Here is a 15,500-nt window from a genome sequence, read left to right on the forward strand (position 1 = left end):
CCCATTGGGCGGAGCACACATTAATCACCGATGCTGCCAACCATGGCCTGGCTGTTGGGTTGGAGGGAGACGATCCCCATTCCCTATCGTCACAATATGGGGATTCGGCACAGCCCCTCCCCTCGGTCCAACCTCTATATAAGAACCAGGTTGATGATTATCCTCACCAGGCTTATATACTTTTGTCATGTTGACTCCTATCAGTCAAAAGCTTATGAAGCCGGAAGGGGCTGAAAGATTCCATCATCCCTTTGCCACAACGCATTTATACGGTTACAGTTGCTTAAACGCGCCCGACAGCATAAGCCAATTTTGCAGCTTCGGCCTGCTGGAACAGGCCGAAGCTTTTATTATCCGACTTGTTGCAGCATGACAAGTCGCTGGCATAACGATATCACAAAAATATAATCTGGGACATTATTTTAAATATTGGGACAAAACTTTGCAAAAGTATGCTATAATCCTTGTTAGCTAACAGATGGTTCCAAACCTCAAGAATTAGGTGAAAGTCATGAAGAAACGCGACGTGCTCAATCTCATCAGATATTATTCAGAGCACAACGATGCCGCATTCAGAAACGAAGCATACAACATTGCCAAAGATTTCGATCACTCCGGAGACTCTCAGCTAGCGGAGTACATCATAGCGCTGCTTTCCGGCACAAACACTTTTGTACCACAATCGACAGAATCCGATGTTCACTCAGGTTTTCTCAACAAATTGCCGGTTGTGAAAACATCGTTACCTTTACCAACAGCCATAGCACAGGATATTCAAGGACTTATTAACGCTATAGGTCGAAACGTTGGCATTCATCGCTTTCTTTTCCACGGCCCTGCAGGCACCGGTAAAACCGAATCGGTTAAACAAATATCATCAATTCTGCAGCGCGAACTTTACGTTGTTGATTTCAGCGCGATGATTGATAGCCGACTCGGCCAAACTGCAAAAAATATTACCAGCCTCTTTGCGGAAATCAACAGCTTCACACAACCGGATAGAACGGTAATTCTATTTGATGAGATTGACGCATTAGCCCTAGACCGCGTAGATTCCCATGACGTGCGCGAAATGGGTCGAGCAACTTCGACATTGCTTACACAGATGGACAACCTGCCTGAGAACATCGTTTTATTCGCAACCACTAATCTGTTTAGCAAATTCGACAAGGCATTTATTCGCAGATTTGATGCGGTTATTGATTTCGGACGTTACACGAAAAGTGACTTATCTGATGTCGCCACAAATATCATGAATGAATATGCAGGACAATTCTCCTTTATCGGTAAGAACATCCGCCTGTTTAAAAAAATTATGAATCTCGCGCCGAAACTTCCCTATCCCGGCGAGATGAAAAACATCATTCGCTCTTCGATTGCGTTCAGCAAACCAGGAGACGAATTCGATTATCTCCGCCGAATCTATACCTCATTAATACCAAACGGAAACGCCGTACTTACCGACCCTCAAAAACTCAGGGCACAAGGTTTCACTGTGCGGGAAGTAGAAACACTAACGGGTATCCCAAGAAGCACTGTATCGCGAGAAACGAGGAGAGGTAAGAATGAATAACATCCTTCGCCTTAAGGGCACTTTACATCACGGAAATGGCTCGGCACCTGGACCAGCGCACCTGCCCGCTCACACAAAAGCGACTACCGATGAAATACTCCAGAAAAAGCAGCAGCTATTTTCAGTGCTCAAGTTCTGGCAGACACGACAAATAAACATCGATCCACTCGTCGAAGTTCATTACCGTACTGTCGTAGCAAAAAGCAATCGAATTAAAAAACTGCTTTCTTACCCGAACCACCTCGCAAGCACTTCAATTGTTGGAGCTACCTTTGAAGGGCCAAAAGAGAAACCAAACCACGTCATCACGTATTGCGTGCCATTAACAGCGATTGAGTCGACAATCACCGACTTGCAACGCTGTGTTGATACACTCAATGAGTACGGCAACGAAATAACTGATACTGAACTCAGCGAAATCACTAAAAACGGCCTATCGACATCGGCAAGCCGGTTCGGCCTGAGCAAGTCGTCTTTTGCGCAAATCATTTGCGATGTACATGCTATCGGCAGGTTCGGCGTCAAAAATGAAGCGCCAGAAAATAACCGTTCATCTTTGGTCACTATCTATGACACCAAAAAAGAAACCGTGCAACTTCTTAATGAGTTAGGCCTCGATATTATCGACGCGAACCTTCTTGACAAGACGACAATAAATCTGCGGCCGGATCAATATGATATCCTCCGGACAAAAGCCCCATATCTCATCGCCATGTCATTACAGGATATTACAGAGTTCAAATTCGAAAAGAGTACAAACGGACAACGTTCCACACTAGAAATTTCAGAGCCTCACAATGAACCCATCATCGGCGTCATTGATACATGCTTCGACAAAACCGTATATTTCAAGGATTGGGTCGAATACCATGACGAGCTCAATCTAGAATTCGATGAAGATCAAAGAGACTACCGCCATGGTACCGAAGTCTCATCAATCATCGTTGACGGACCACGTTTAAATCCAGAACTTGATGATGGTTGTGGCCGTTTCCGCGTACGACATTTTGCCGTTGCAACCGCTGACAAGAACAGCTCCTTCACTATATTCAAGTCAATCCAAGGTATTGTTGCTCAAAATCAAGATATTAAAGTATGGAATTTAAGCCTAGGCTCCATATATGAAGCACCCACAAACTTCATCTCTCCAGAAGCAGCACTCCTTGATGAGTTGCAAAATCGTTATGACGTGGTTTTCGTCGTTGCAGGCACTAACAAACTACTAGGAGACGACCCAAACCGTCCAAAACGAATAGGCTCACCGGCAGATTCAATCAATTCAATTGTTGTCAATTCCTCATCAAGCCTCAACGAACCTGCAAGCTATACACGAGAAGGTCCTGTCCTCCAATTCTTCAGGAAACCAGACATTTCCTGTTTTGGCGGAGACAATTCAGATGGCATGGCAGTTTATTCGCCCGATGGCATCACTACAACTGCCGGAACCTCGTTTGCGGCACCTTGGATTGCCAGGAAAATGGCTTTTCTCATACAAACCATGGGATTGTCCCGTGAAATAGCAAAAGCACTCCTTATCGATTCAGCTTCAGCATGGGGAAGCGTCAATACCAACAGTACAAAACTCGGCTACGGAATCGTCCCGCGGAAAATTCAAGACATATTAAAAACCCCATCCAACGAAATACGATTTGTCATAGAAGACACAGCTAAAACCTTCGAAACATCAAACTATCGCATCCCGGTTCCAATAACAGATGACAAATATCAATACACTGCTCGTGCAACTTTGTGCTATTTCCCAAAATGCAGCCGACAGCAAGGAGTGGACTACACGGACACCGAGCTCGATTTCCATTTCGGAAGAGTCAAGCAAAACGGCGTCGATTCCCTTGATCAAAACGTCCAAGGCGACCCTGGAGCGAACGTATATGAAGGATCGGCACGTAAACTGTATCGAAAGTGGGACAATGTCAAGCATCTGGGCGATGTTGAAAAAAGCCGTTTTATACCTCGAAAAGTTTTAGGACAACCATATTGGGGATTCAAGATACGGTCAACAACACGTTCTGACACTCAGGAAAAGAGAGACCTACGATTTGGAATCGTGGTGACCCTGAAAGAGATGAAAGGACGCAATCGAATCCGTGAATTCATTCAGAGGTGTGAGCTGCAACCTGAACCATGGATTGTGAACGAAATTGACATGAATACCGGTATTGAACTTTATCAGCAATCTGAAGCTGAAATCGACTTTGATGACAACGGCGATGAGACTGGAGACACGGACTAAAAACAAGCTCACACATGCAAGGCCCCGTGAAAGTCACTCATGCGAAACATCATGAAACTCCGGGGTCACTTCGTTTAAAAAATACAGAATTCTTCAAATCGAACAGCAGCAATGTTATTTTTAGAGACGCGGGAATCACGATTCGTTTGAATCCGGTGAATGTCACTAAACGTTGCAATATATACTATCCAATCCTCGAACTATACAATTTTCATGAAAGCTACTGATCAATTTGCATAAGTCCTATTAGTCAATCTGTATAAGTTTTCTTGTTAACTGCAGAAAAACAGACGAGCTATCTCCAGACGATATCGTTCAAAATCAGGACGGCCGCATAGAGAACAACGATGATGACCGAGATGACCTTAGGAAGGATGTCATTTCGATGGGTGCGGTCGATTTTTTGACCCGTCGAATACTGCACAAGCTCACGGAACGTCTTCACATCGACGTTTTTCTCCAATTTTCCGAGACGCGTCGAAGCACCAAGCCCCAACGCGGCAGTCAAACAGCCCAGAGAACTAAGCCATCCTACCGGGCTTTCGCCATTGGCATGCGGCACGATCGCGAAAATACAATACGAAACCACCGATATAGCAATCAAGACCCAAGACACCGCAAACCAAAGGAGCATTTGCTCCCGATTGTGTTTGATTTCCTCATTCATGGTTTCGACGTCTCCTTTGACCAGTTCGTCCAGCGTGATGCCGAAAAGATTGCCCAGCAGCAGGAGGTTCTGCACGTCGGGATAGGTGCGGCCGGTCTCCCAATTCGAAACCGTCTGACGCGAGACGAAAATCTTGCTCGCAAGGTCATCCTGAGACAGGCCCAACGCCTCGCGATGATCACGAATCTGACCACCCAACTGCATCTCGACCGCCATCGTCGCGCCCTTCCATCTTGCTCGTCATGTAGCTGCTTCGCTGCCGCCTACCCATTCAAGAGTACTTCAAATCATTCTTGCTTTTTGCAATCCCGAATGAGAACTCTTGCCTGAACCGCCGGCATCCGTTCCGGCAATCCCAACGTAACCCAACGCGCCCGGACGCACCAAGCCAGAACGCGAAAAATCCCTGCCAAAAGTCTTTGACATGGCTGAATTCCAACGATTTAGAGATATGTCTGTCACGAGTAACCATCACCTATTGACAGATCACATAATCTCAAACCGTCAATTTACATAAAATGAAACCGACAACTTGCATAGGCCCTAGTTGACAATTTACATAATTTGAATTTTACAATCCACATAATCTGAACTGACAGATTTGCATAATTTGAATTTTACAATCTGCATAACTTGAACTGACAGATTAACATAATTTCTACTGACAGATTTGCATAAGCTCTAATCGTCAATCTGCATAATTTGAATTGATAGATTATCATAATCTGAACTGACAGATTTACATAATTCGAATTGACAGATCATCATAATCTGAACTGACAGATTTGCATAATTTGAATTGATAGATTATCATAACCTAAACTGACAGATTTACATAATTCGAATTGACAGATCATCATAAGAAAGCGCGATTATGATTCCTCGATTGCTCACTGAAGAAGTCAAGAAAATGGCAACCTGGTTCCCTATCGTCTCCGTCATGGGGCCACGCCAATCAGGAAAATCAACCTTGCTCCGCAACGCATTTCCCGACTACACCTACCTCAATCTCGAACTCGGACGCTTACGGGATTCGGCCAATACAGACCCTGAAGGGTTTATGGTCACGCAACCAGTACACTCATTCATCGATGAGATGCAATACGCGCCCGATTTGTTCCCAGAAATGCAAGCAGTCTCGGATGAGCGCCACGAGACCGGACAATATCTGATTTCCGGATCACAGAACTTTCTAATGAATAAAAACATCACGGAATCATTGGCTGGTAGAGTGGGGATTCTGGAATTACTGCCGCTCAGCTACAAAGAAGCCCAAGGGGTTCCAAGCGTTCCAAGCGTCGACGAATTCACCTTCCGAGGCGGGTACCCACACCTTTACGAAACTGACGTACCGGAAGGGACGTTCTATTCAAGCTATCTGTCAACATACGTCCGCCGCGACGTGAGTACGCTTTCCAATATTCGCGATTTTTCATCATTCGAGACGTTCCTGAGGCTTTGTGCACAGAGTTCCGGTGAATTACTGAACACGACGCATCTCTCCAGAGAATCACAAATATCGCTGAACACCGCGAAAGAATGGCTGAATATCCTCGCAGCCAGTTATATCGTGTTTCTGCTGCCACCGTACTTCTCAAACGCTCGGAAGCGACTAACGAAAACGCCGAAGCTCTATTTCTACGACACGGGTTTGCTCTGCTATTTGCTTGGCATCCGCAACGTCGACGAATTAGTCAGAAGCCCCAAGCGCGGAGCCGTGTTCGAGAACCTCATCATCGAGGAGACGCTCAAGCGCGGATTCAACGCCAACAGCGAATCGAGGCTCTATTTCTATCGCGATTCCAACGGCGTGGAAGTCGACCTGATGGACATGACCGACTCCGTTTCGCCGCAGCTTATTGAAATCAAGTCCGGCATCACCCCGCGTGACGATTTCTTCCGTCACTTGAAAACCGTCGGCCGGGACCTTGATATCCCAATCGAGCAGCGGCAAGTCATCTACCGAGGCGGCTCCAGCTTCCGCACCCCCAACGGCCGGTTCGTCTCGGCTAAGGATTATTTGCTGAAATAATAACCACTTCACCAACTCAGCCAGATATAGACTCCGATGAAAAGCGCGACTAGCAGCACGCCTGCAACGATGGACACAACATTGTTGCGATGGGTGCGGTCCACGGGTTTGCCGGAAACATAGGCCAGCAGCTCCCTGAACGTTATGACATCGAGCTTTTTCTGCAATTTGTCGCAATGAACGGCCGAACCGGCAGCGGCGAAAGCCACAGGAATAACGATAAGGCTCCACCATTTGTTCCAATATCGCCCGCGCGTATAAGCGTCAACAAAGGCGTATACGACGCAAAATGCGAACAAAACCCACATTACGATCGTCCAGAATAGGATTTTCCGCCTGTTACGTTTGATTTCCTCGTTCATCTTCTCGACGTCTCCTTTGACCAGTTCATCCAGCGTGATGCCGAAAAGATTGCCCAGCAGCAACAGGTTCTGCACATCAGGATAGGTACGGCCGGTCTCCCAGTTCGAGACCGTCTGGCGGGAGACGAAGATCCTGCCGGCCAAATCGTCCTGCGACAAGCCCATCGCCTCACGATGGTCACGAATCTGACCGCCCAACTGCATCTGCACCGCCATCGTCGCACCCTTCCGTCTTGCTCGTCATATAACTGCTTCCGCTTCGCTGCCATGCGCTCATTCAAGAGTACTTCAAATCGCCCCTGCTTCTTGCGATATCGAACGAATACTCTTGCCCGAACCACCGGCAACCGTTCCGACAATTCCAACGTAACCCAACGCGCCCGGACACTCCCAGCAGGAACGCGAAAAAGCCCTGCCAAAAGTCTTTGACAGGGCGGAATTCCAACGATTTCGAGACTTGCAACAACTTTTGCATTTCTCTGCATTATGGGCCCCGCAAGAAGTAATCCGGACCAGACAAATTACCTATCCCCGATATGACAAAAAGCGGGGCTCAAATGGAACACGCTTGTATCCGTTTCCACTTGAGCCCCGCTTAGCAACAACCGACAGGTTTAGTCACGACGCGATGCATGCCTCTTGCTCACGAGCACAAGGACGCAGCCGCCAACGAGCAGCAGCAGCGCCACCGCCAAAATCGCGATAACGGCAGAGCCTGTAGGAACAAGGCTGCTCGAAGAACTGCCATCCTTCGAAGCATTGGCGCTCTGGCCTTTGACGCCAGCACCCTTGGAGCTGCCTTCCGCGCTGGAAACAGCAGAATTGCCGCCGTTTGCGCCAGACCTCGAACCTTGTCCGGAGACGGAACCGGCACCTTTTCCTGAGCCGGAGCCGTCAGCAGAACCTGCACCAAGCACGCCGGAACCACCATTGCCGAGACCATGACCGGAGCCGTCACCGGCTACGCCGCCATGACCGTCGGGACCAGAGCCAGATCCGTCACCATTCGTGCTGCCATGATTTCCGGAACCACCACGACCGGAACCATCATGATTGCCAGAGTTTTCGTCGCCGGAACCATGGCCATCACCGGAAGCGCCATGCTGGCCAGCGTTTTGAGAACCGGAACCACTGGTACCCTCACCAGATCCGTTGCCATCGCCATCAGAGCCTTCATTACCCGAACCATTGTGGTCAGAGCCATTGGAACCGGAACCGGCATGGTTGCCGGAGTTTTCGTCGCCGGAACCACCATGACTGCCACTATGATCAGAGCCTTGGTCACCGGAGCCTCCATGGTTGCCGTCGTGATCAGAATCTCCGGAACCAGAACCGGAGCCCTCAGAGCCGGAACCGCTGTGATCGCCACCGGAACCGCCATGGCCGGAACCGCCGCTCTGCCCAGGACCGCCGGAAGGCGTGGAACTGCCGCCGCCATGGCTCGGAGAAGAACCACCATCGTGACCAGGGCCGCTCGGAGGCGTGGAAGGACTTCCATCACCATGGCTAGGCGGAGTCGACGGGCTCGGCGGAGGCGTCGAGGTGCGCGTCAACGAGAACACCTGCATCTCCGAAGTGTTGCCGGTCGTATCCTTGACCGCGATGCCCACCTTGTCGCCGGCATCCACGCCAGTCGGCCAGCTCTCAGAGAACGTGCCGTCCGCGGCCGTAGTCTCATGGGAGACCGTGACACTGGGCTCCGGTGTCGCGCCATCGGCTTCGAGCCACGTCAGCGTCACCGTATCCCCGGACTCTGCGACGGGGCCGCTTCGAGTCGTTTCATTGTCGTAGGAGACCACCGTGCCGGAGACCTCGCCGTCCTTCGAGACGACGGCATGGCCGGCCTCGTTCGATACCCACGGCGCCTCCAGGTCGATATGCTTGTCCAGCTTGGCGAGCGAAGATTTCGTCGATTCGCTGGTTTCGACCCACGCGCGGAATGTGTAGTCGCTGCCTTTACCGGTGGTGTCGGAAGCGAAGGCGGATGCCGGGAACTCTGCGGTCCAGTCGCTGCCGGAAACACTCACATCGGAAGACGGGCCAGTGCCAGGAGTCGCACCAGCAGTGCCCTTGGGCACCACGTCCGCCTTCACGGTGTCGCCGGACTCAAGTCCGCTGACGGTACCGCTGAACGTCACCGTGCCGTTGGACGTCGCGCCGGTCGTTGGCGTAATCACTACCGTGCTGCTCACCGTAGGTGCCGTCGGAATGCCTCGCGGCCGCGTCAGCGTTGTGGTCTCGGAGGTGTTGCCCGTATCATCTTTCACCGTGATCAGAGCCTTGTCGCCGTGCTGGGCACCGCTCGGCCAGTCGGCGGAGAATGCGCCGGTCACCGTATCTGCGTCCAGCGTCGTATCCGCGTGCAACGACGAGTTATCGGCCTTCTGCCACTTAATCGTGACATGGCCCGCTTCGGCCACAAGGCCGGTTTGAGCCGAACCGTCGACAGAAGTCTTGACTTTCCCGCTGACCTTCGTCGTGTTGACCTGGGTATCCGTAATGCCCGGAGCCACCACGTCGACGGTTGCGTTCTTCTTGCCGAAATTGGACGTGTTGCTACCGCTGAGATGCTTGGCACGGAACGTATATTCGATACCCTTGCCGACAGAATCCGCCGTCTGCCCCAAAAGCGCCGAAGCCGGTACCGTCGCGGTCCAGTTACCGCCAGCGTCCACAGTCACATTACCTGCGGGAACAGTATAACCGGCAGTGCCATCGGCCGCGTCCTTCGGTACGACGCTGGCAGCTATCGTGTCGCCCGTCACGAAATCGGCGGCGGTACCGTTCACCGTCACCGTGGCATCGGGAGTCGCCCCGGTGGTCGGCGTCGTCACTGACACATCTGTCACCACAGGAGCCGGCACACCGCTTAATGGCATAACCAGCGTCGCGGACCTGGAGATATTCCCCACTTCGTCGACAGCAGAAACCACCGCTTTGTCGCCCGGCGCAGCGCTCGAAGGCCAGGACTGTGAGAACTCTCCCGTGGTTGTGTTCACAGCCGGGTGCGAATCCGGCACCTCATCCTGCGCCATCGGCTCACCGTCCGACTTCTGCCATTTCACGGTCACCGTCGCATGCGCTTCCGCCTTGCGATGGTTCTGTTTGCTGTTATCGGCGGAAGTCATCACCTTGCCGCTGATACCTTCAGCACTGGCCTGCGTATCAACCACCCCGGGCGGGACCAAATCGATATGCTTCACTATCTTCGCATTTCCGCTCTTGCGGTGATCGGAAGTGACCATATGCACGCGGAACAGATAATCCGCTCCGTCACCGACGTCATCGCTGAATTGCGACGCCTTGAAACCGGCATACCAATTGCCATCAGTACTGCCGCCGGGAATCGTCAGACTTGCAAAATCGGCCGGTTTACCGGTCGTCCCGTCAGGCGTGCTTTCACTACCGTCTTTGACCATATCCGCAACGACCGTATCGCTCGACGCGGGATTCTCCAACGTACCGCTCACGGTGATCGTCGACGCCACGTCGTCAATGGCCGGCACATGCGTCACTTTGCCCCAGATGGCATACAACGTCTGGTTTTCAACACCGTCAAGCGGCAACGTGACCTCCGCACCGGGCTGGTATTGCGCAACCGTATCCGTCCTATTCTTGCTCCACCCAAGCAAATCGAACCCAGGTCTTGAAATGCCACTGGTCGCATCCGGCAGCTTAGCTGCAACGCCCTTGCCTTCCGCAGGAATGTACTGCTTCTGAATTTTCCGAATGGTGCCTATTCCACCGTTGCTATCGAAGGAGAGCGAAGTCGATTTAGGCATAGCATCCTCGCGATACCACCAGACAGGGGTGGAATTTTTAGGAAGACCATCTGTATCAGGTGTTTTATAGGTAGAAGTGCCTTCCTTATACCATTTCTTTTTAAAATTCGCGAAGGAAGTTGTCGTATGGCCGGTATGGGCATCTCTAAACCATTTGAGAGGCAGACCCGTAAATGTAGCATCGGGAATCCACGTCGAGGGGTAGCCTCTGTCCACCCTTTTCAGGAAAGGATTATTACCGATTCTGATCCTTCTCAGATTGGTGTCCCCCGCGAAAACCGCATCGTAGGCCCAAGTCGAATTATGACGGACTATCGTCGTTCCTGATAAATCCAACTCGGTCAGGGAATAGTCATGGTAGAACTGACGACCCGCTTTGCTCCACGAAAAATCTTGACTATCCGTCATACTCGAATATCGCGAATCATAGAAATTATCAAGCGTTACCTTGTCGAGACCTTCTATCGATGTGGCATGGGTAAAATTGGCAAAAGCCCAATCATAAGTACGCAACGTAGCGGTCACCTTGACCTTGGTGACCATTTCCGAGATGCTTTTATCGGTGAATCCCGGAGTCGTAATTTTTTGCCCGATCCACGGGATTTGTGTTTCATTATTAGCATAGACATAAAGACCGTATGGCGAAGTTCGGTGATACAGGAAGTCGCCACCACCGAAATCCATCTCACATTCGGTGCCGACCTGTTTGATCTCCCAACTCACGCCATTGAAAGTCTGCGGACCAGTAGGCGCGCACGGAGGCAGCGGGCCTGCCGGGTTGGGCGGGTCACCCTGCGTTGAAACGGCAGGTACATCTTGCGTCTGCGTTTCTCCGGAGCTTCTGGCTGACGACTGCTGGCTATCCTGCGTATCCTGGCTATCCTGCACCACCGGAACGGCCATCGCGGACTGAGGGACCACCAATGTCGCCGCAGCAGCCAATAATGCCACCATGCATGATGCCAAATGACGAATCTTCATCATCGAACCTTTTCCTTCAACCAATTATCTCTGCTGACACAAAAAATTAAGGAACTCAAACAAATGCTAATTCCGCATCATTAAAATGTAATGTACTGCAAAATCTAGACATATACTCTGGTATGTCTAGGTTTTTAAACGATTCGTCTAATCTTTTATTTCTTTGCGACTTCCCGATCCCATTACAAAGCAAACATAGCAAGCAATTGTCTAATAAAAACAATGAATGAGTTCTCGACTCGCTTCGACGAAAACATGAAAAATGCCCTGCCAAGATATCTTTGGCAGGGCATGATTGCGAAATGACGAAATCTTAATTATGCAAAGACTATGCCACCTCGTCGCGCTTGGCGGCGCGGGCGACCCAAACTGAAGCGATCAGACCGATGGCAAGGAGGACGATGGCGGCGACGAGCGTCCACTGGCTCGATCGGGTGAAGGCCGAGGTCATCGCGTCGACCACTTGCGGGCCGAGGGCACCAAGCTTGCCGTGCGTGCCTTGGGCACGGATGCCGACGATGGCCGAGCCGGCCGAGGCGTCGAGCGATATGGTGAGTCCCGAAACCAGTTGCGAGGGCAGGCCGCGCACACCTTCAAGGGCCGTCGGCGCGATGTTCGTGACCATGACGGAAAGTACGAGACCGGCAAGCGCCGCACCGATGCCAGTGCCAAGCTGGCGGACGGTCGATTGCGTCGCGGAGCCTTCTCCCGATTGGGTGACGGGCACTTCGGAAAGCACGAGACTGGTGAGCTGGGCGGCGGCGAAACCGAGTCCGAAACCGTAGAGCACGAACGGAATCAGCATCCAAGCGACCGGCAGATTCGGCCGCATCATCGCCATGAGGATGACGACGCTGAGGATTTCGACGATCAGGCCAAATTGCACCGTATGCGGGGCACCGATTTTCGCGGTGACCGGACGCGCAAGACCGCCGGAGACGATGGCGCCAAGTCCCATGGTCGCCAGGAGCGCGCCGGTGGGGATCATGTTGAGGCCGCGCACATTAATAAGGTAGAGCGGCAGGACGAACATGATGACGAATTCGCCGGCCTGAATGGCTCCGGCGGCGATGTTGCCCATCGCGAAGGTCGGGATGCGGAACAGCGTCAGGTCGAGCATCACCGGACGAGCGTGGCGGGCGCGGCTGTTTTCGGTGTAAATGAACAGCGCGAAGAAGACAATGCCGAGCACGATGCAGATCGGAATGACCGAAACCGGCCAGCTCGCGCCCCACTTGAAGCCGCCGATGCCAAAGTCGCCCTTGGGTTTGAGCCAGCCGTAAGTCTGGCCTTCGATCAGGCCGAAGAGCAGGAATGCGGAACCCAGTGCGGAAAGCACGATGCCCAGCGGGTCGAAACCGTCTGGCTTGGCGAGAGACTTGGAGGAATCGGCAGCGGCAAGCTTTTGCGCAGCAGCACCCATCGCAGAGGCACCGGCCTTACCGCCGGTTTTCGGTACAAAGAAAATGGCCGAAATGAAGACGATGACGCCCAGCGGCACGTTGACCAGGAAGATCCAGCGCCAGCCGATGGTCTGGGTGAACACCCCGCCGAGGAACGGGCCGATGGCCGCGGCCGCGCTCATCACCGAGCCCCAAACGCCGAACGCGATGGCACGGTTCTTGCCGCGGAACGAAGCGGAGACGATGGAAAGTGTCGAAGGCATCACCAGCGCGCCGCCGACGGCCTGCACCGCGCGGGCGCTCAACAGCAGCGTGGCACCGTTGGATGAGGCGGCAAGCACGGAACCCGCGACGAAAACGACCACGCCGACCTGCAGGGTCAGCTTGCGGCCTTTGAGATCGCCGAGCTTGCCGAACGGCAGCAGCAGCGCCGCGAGAATGATGTTGTAGAGCGAGGTGACCCATTGCGCATCGGTCAGGTTCAGGCCGATCTCGCGAATCATCACCGGAATCGAGACATTGACGATGGAGCCGTCGAGCACGATCATCGCGAGTGCCAGCGCAAGCACCCACAGCGCGTTCCACGGCGGCTTGACGGCAGCGCCGGGAGCACTGGCGGCAGGGGAAGCACCGGAAGTAACGTTGGCGGCAGTATCGGTAGCCGCTTTCACTTCTGCGTTCTTACCCGCCGCAACCGAAGCGACGTTTGCGGCATCGGCCTTCACCGCCTGCCCAAGGCCCTGCCCAGCCTGTCCATTCTGTTGTTCGTCCATAAGTATTCTTTCTCGATAACAATGACGACGATTATAAACCGGGGTTGCCCGAATAAGGCAGCCTTTTAGTAGGTGTATATTTTTGCGACACATTGTCGCAAACCTTGAGTGACTATACCCCATCGTTTTGCAGTACGCAAATCGACGGGCCGCGCTGCGCCGAAATCCCACCCAACAAAATGAATCAGAGCAAATTCTTAAGTCGATCAGATATTCGAAACAGCATTTTAGCATTTTCTGACACTTTATATTTTATTTCGATATTCTATAAGGAAGGCACGCACTCCCGTACCCCCTTCGCCGGAAATCCCTGAACACTCGCACGATCAGCAACAACAGCTCGCGGACAAGACGAAAGGCTACTATGGAACGGAACAGTGCCGTCAGCAGTCACACTGCGAAAATATGAGAGGGACAATATGCCACGCATCAACGAGGCCAATCTTGAGGAACATCGCCGTCACACCATGAACGCGTTGCTCGATTCGGCGGAAAAAATCATGCGTGAGCAGGGCGGCGACGCGCTCACCCCTGCCAACGTCAGCAAGGGCGCCGGCATTGCGCGCAATTCGATCTATCGCTACGTCAAAGACATGAAGGATCTGCGCCGGCAGCTTATGGCACGGCATATGCCGCAGTGGGTCGCGGCGCTGGAAAAGGGCCTGGGCGACATCACTGACCCGGCCGAAATCATCGTGCAGTGGGTGAAAATCAATCTCGAGCAGTCGATATTGCAGGGCCACGACTGGATGACACAAATACCGCTGAGTGATGCCCAGACCTATCGCGACGACAAGAAACTTTGGCCGAAAGCCGGGGACGCGACAGCCGATGGCGGCGGCGATAGCGCCGATGACGTCTCTACAGAACATCACCAAAACGGGGATGCAGCAAACGGAAATGAATCCGAAAACGACGGCCGAAGCGCCGAATACTGCGGCGGAAAAACTTCACCAAGCGCAGTTTCAGGCAATCGGCGATTGGCGGAGGGTTACCCCGCAGCTTCAGGCGACTATTCCGGCTGCCCGGTCCACCACGGGAAAGCCACCCGGCCGAGAGGACCTCAAACACCGAACGACCAGCCGCTCGAACCCACCCAACCCAGCCTGCACGAACGGGTCAACGCGCCCATCGTTGCTGCATGGGGTCAATTATGCCCACAAAATCCGCAGGTCGGCATCGCAGTGACGGAAGGGCTCGTTTCCAGCGGGATGAAGCTGCTGAGCGGCAAAGGCCAGACACGCGAAATCCGAGCCGACGAAATCAGCGACATCGAGCGCGCCATCCGTGCCATCGTCAAGGAACTGCGCGAAGACAACTGAAATAGGGAGCCGAATTCACCGCCATTTCGGCTGCAGTCCACTCGCCATCGTTCATTATATTTAGGTGTCCCGAATCACCATATCTTGACGGTTATTGCGGGTATAAGGCCAAAACGTGTGTCCAAAATGGGCTTCAAAGCATTCTGTCCTATGGCATAAAAGCTGTTTAAGAACAGGGCACAGAGATTCGAATTCCTTCTTCCGCTACTCCCTCAATGCCTCAGGACTAATCTTGGACACACATTTTGGCCGATGCCCCATTAATCGAGATGCTCCTGCAAAGTTGCGATAAGCGCATCTGGGGTATCAGGCCGAAAAGAGTTGGCCAGATTAAGTTAGGCCTCGCGGAAGCAG

General features: G+C 52.4%; 10 protein-coding genes. 5 read left to right on the plus strand and 5 right to left on the minus strand.

Annotation, left to right across the window (positions count from 1 at the left end):
* Window positions 1-24: 24 nt before the first annotated feature.
* Window positions 25-189 carry a YjzC family protein gene (locus PT275_RS06900; protein WP_277153556.1) on the minus strand — a complete coding sequence of 55 codons (165 nt, stop codon included), beginning with the start codon at window positions 187-189 and terminating at the stop codon, window positions 25-27.
* Between PT275_RS06900 and PT275_RS06905 the strand changes: the two genes are divergently transcribed.
* The 3 genes from PT275_RS06905 to PT275_RS06915 all read left to right on the plus strand — a co-directional run bounded on the left by PT275_RS06905 (window position 188) and on the right by PT275_RS06915 (window position 3,824).
* Window positions 188-373, plus strand: coding sequence for a hypothetical protein (locus PT275_RS06905; RefSeq protein ID WP_277153558.1), 186 nt, complete (start codon window positions 188-190; stop codon window positions 371-373). The genes PT275_RS06900 and PT275_RS06905 overlap by 2 nt on opposite strands.
* A gap of 138 nt (window positions 374-511) precedes the next feature.
* Window positions 512-1,573: an ATP-binding protein gene (locus tag PT275_RS06910; protein WP_277153559.1), complete on the plus strand. Its 1,062-nt coding sequence runs from the start codon at window positions 512-514 to the stop codon at window positions 1,571-1,573.
* The gene (locus PT275_RS06915; RefSeq protein WP_277153560.1) at window positions 1,566-3,824 is read left to right on the plus strand and encodes a S8 family peptidase; all 2,259 of its coding nucleotides are present in this window, start codon (window positions 1,566-1,568) and stop codon (window positions 3,822-3,824) included. Before PT275_RS06910 ends, PT275_RS06915 begins: the two co-directional genes overlap by 8 nt.
* 295 nt (window positions 3,825-4,119) lie before the next feature.
* On the opposite strand, the gene PT275_RS06920 is transcribed toward PT275_RS06915, so the two are convergent.
* Window positions 4,120-4,707 (minus strand): helix-turn-helix transcriptional regulator, encoded by a 588-nt coding sequence (locus PT275_RS06920; RefSeq protein WP_277153561.1) that lies wholly within the window; start codon window positions 4,705-4,707, stop codon window positions 4,120-4,122.
* A gap of 694 nt (window positions 4,708-5,401) precedes the next feature.
* Here PT275_RS06920 and PT275_RS06925 point away from each other — a divergent pair.
* Window positions 5,402-6,523 carry an ATP-binding protein gene (locus PT275_RS06925; protein WP_277153562.1) on the plus strand — a complete coding sequence of 374 codons (1,122 nt, stop codon included), beginning with the start codon at window positions 5,402-5,404 and terminating at the stop codon, window positions 6,521-6,523.
* A gap of 8 nt (window positions 6,524-6,531) precedes the next feature.
* Here the strand turns inward: PT275_RS06925 and PT275_RS06930 are convergent, their stop codons facing one another.
* From PT275_RS06930 to PT275_RS06940, 3 genes are all read right to left on the minus strand, one after another.
* A complete protein-coding gene (locus PT275_RS06930) occupies window positions 6,532-7,101 on the minus strand; it encodes a helix-turn-helix transcriptional regulator (RefSeq protein ID WP_277153563.1) in 570 nt (189 codons plus the stop codon).
* A gap of 398 nt (window positions 7,102-7,499) precedes the next feature.
* Window positions 7,500-11,651, minus strand: a complete 4,152-nt coding sequence (locus tag PT275_RS06935; RefSeq protein ID WP_277153564.1) for a hypothetical protein — start codon at window positions 11,649-11,651, stop codon at window positions 7,500-7,502.
* A gap of 325 nt (window positions 11,652-11,976) precedes the next feature.
* A complete protein-coding gene (locus tag PT275_RS06940; RefSeq protein WP_277153565.1) occupies window positions 11,977-13,824 on the minus strand; it encodes an MFS transporter in 1,848 nt (615 codons plus the stop codon).
* Window positions 13,825-14,243: 419 nt separating this feature from the next.
* Here PT275_RS06940 and PT275_RS06945 point away from each other — a divergent pair, with 419 nt between their 5' ends.
* A complete protein-coding gene (locus tag PT275_RS06945; RefSeq protein ID WP_277153566.1) occupies window positions 14,244-15,146 on the plus strand; it encodes a TetR/AcrR family transcriptional regulator in 903 nt (300 codons plus the stop codon).
* Window positions 15,147-15,500 lie beyond the last annotated feature (354 nt).

The sequence above is a fragment of the Bifidobacterium sp. ESL0745 genome, assembly GCF_029433335.1.
Lineage (GTDB): Bacteria > Actinomycetota > Actinomycetes > Actinomycetales > Bifidobacteriaceae > Bifidobacterium.

Coding starts and splice junctions, on each gene's coding strand:
- PT275_RS06900 (WP_277153556.1), bottom strand. CDS start 189: ATGACAAAAGTATATAAGCCTGGTGAGGATAATCATCAACCTGGTTCT.
- PT275_RS06915 (WP_277153560.1), top strand. CDS start 1,566: ATGAATAACATCCTTCGCCTTAAGGGCACTTTACATCACGGAAATGGC.
- PT275_RS06905 (WP_277153558.1), top strand. CDS start 188: ATGTTGACTCCTATCAGTCAAAAGCTTATGAAGCCGGAAGGGGCTGAA.
- PT275_RS06920 (WP_277153561.1), bottom strand. CDS start 4,707: ATGGCGGTCGAGATGCAGTTGGGTGGTCAGATTCGTGATCATCGCGAG.
- PT275_RS06940 (WP_277153565.1), bottom strand. CDS start 13,824: ATGGACGAACAACAGAATGGACAGGCTGGGCAGGGCCTTGGGCAGGCG.
- PT275_RS06930 (WP_277153563.1), bottom strand. CDS start 7,101: ATGGCGGTGCAGATGCAGTTGGGCGGTCAGATTCGTGACCATCGTGAG.
- PT275_RS06935 (WP_277153564.1), bottom strand. CDS start 11,651: ATGATGAAGATTCGTCATTTGGCATCATGCATGGTGGCATTATTGGCT.
- PT275_RS06910 (WP_277153559.1), top strand. CDS start 512: ATGAAGAAACGCGACGTGCTCAATCTCATCAGATATTATTCAGAGCAC.
- PT275_RS06925 (WP_277153562.1), top strand. CDS start 5,402: ATGGCAACCTGGTTCCCTATCGTCTCCGTCATGGGGCCACGCCAATCA.
- PT275_RS06945 (WP_277153566.1), top strand. CDS start 14,244: ATGCCACGCATCAACGAGGCCAATCTTGAGGAACATCGCCGTCACACC.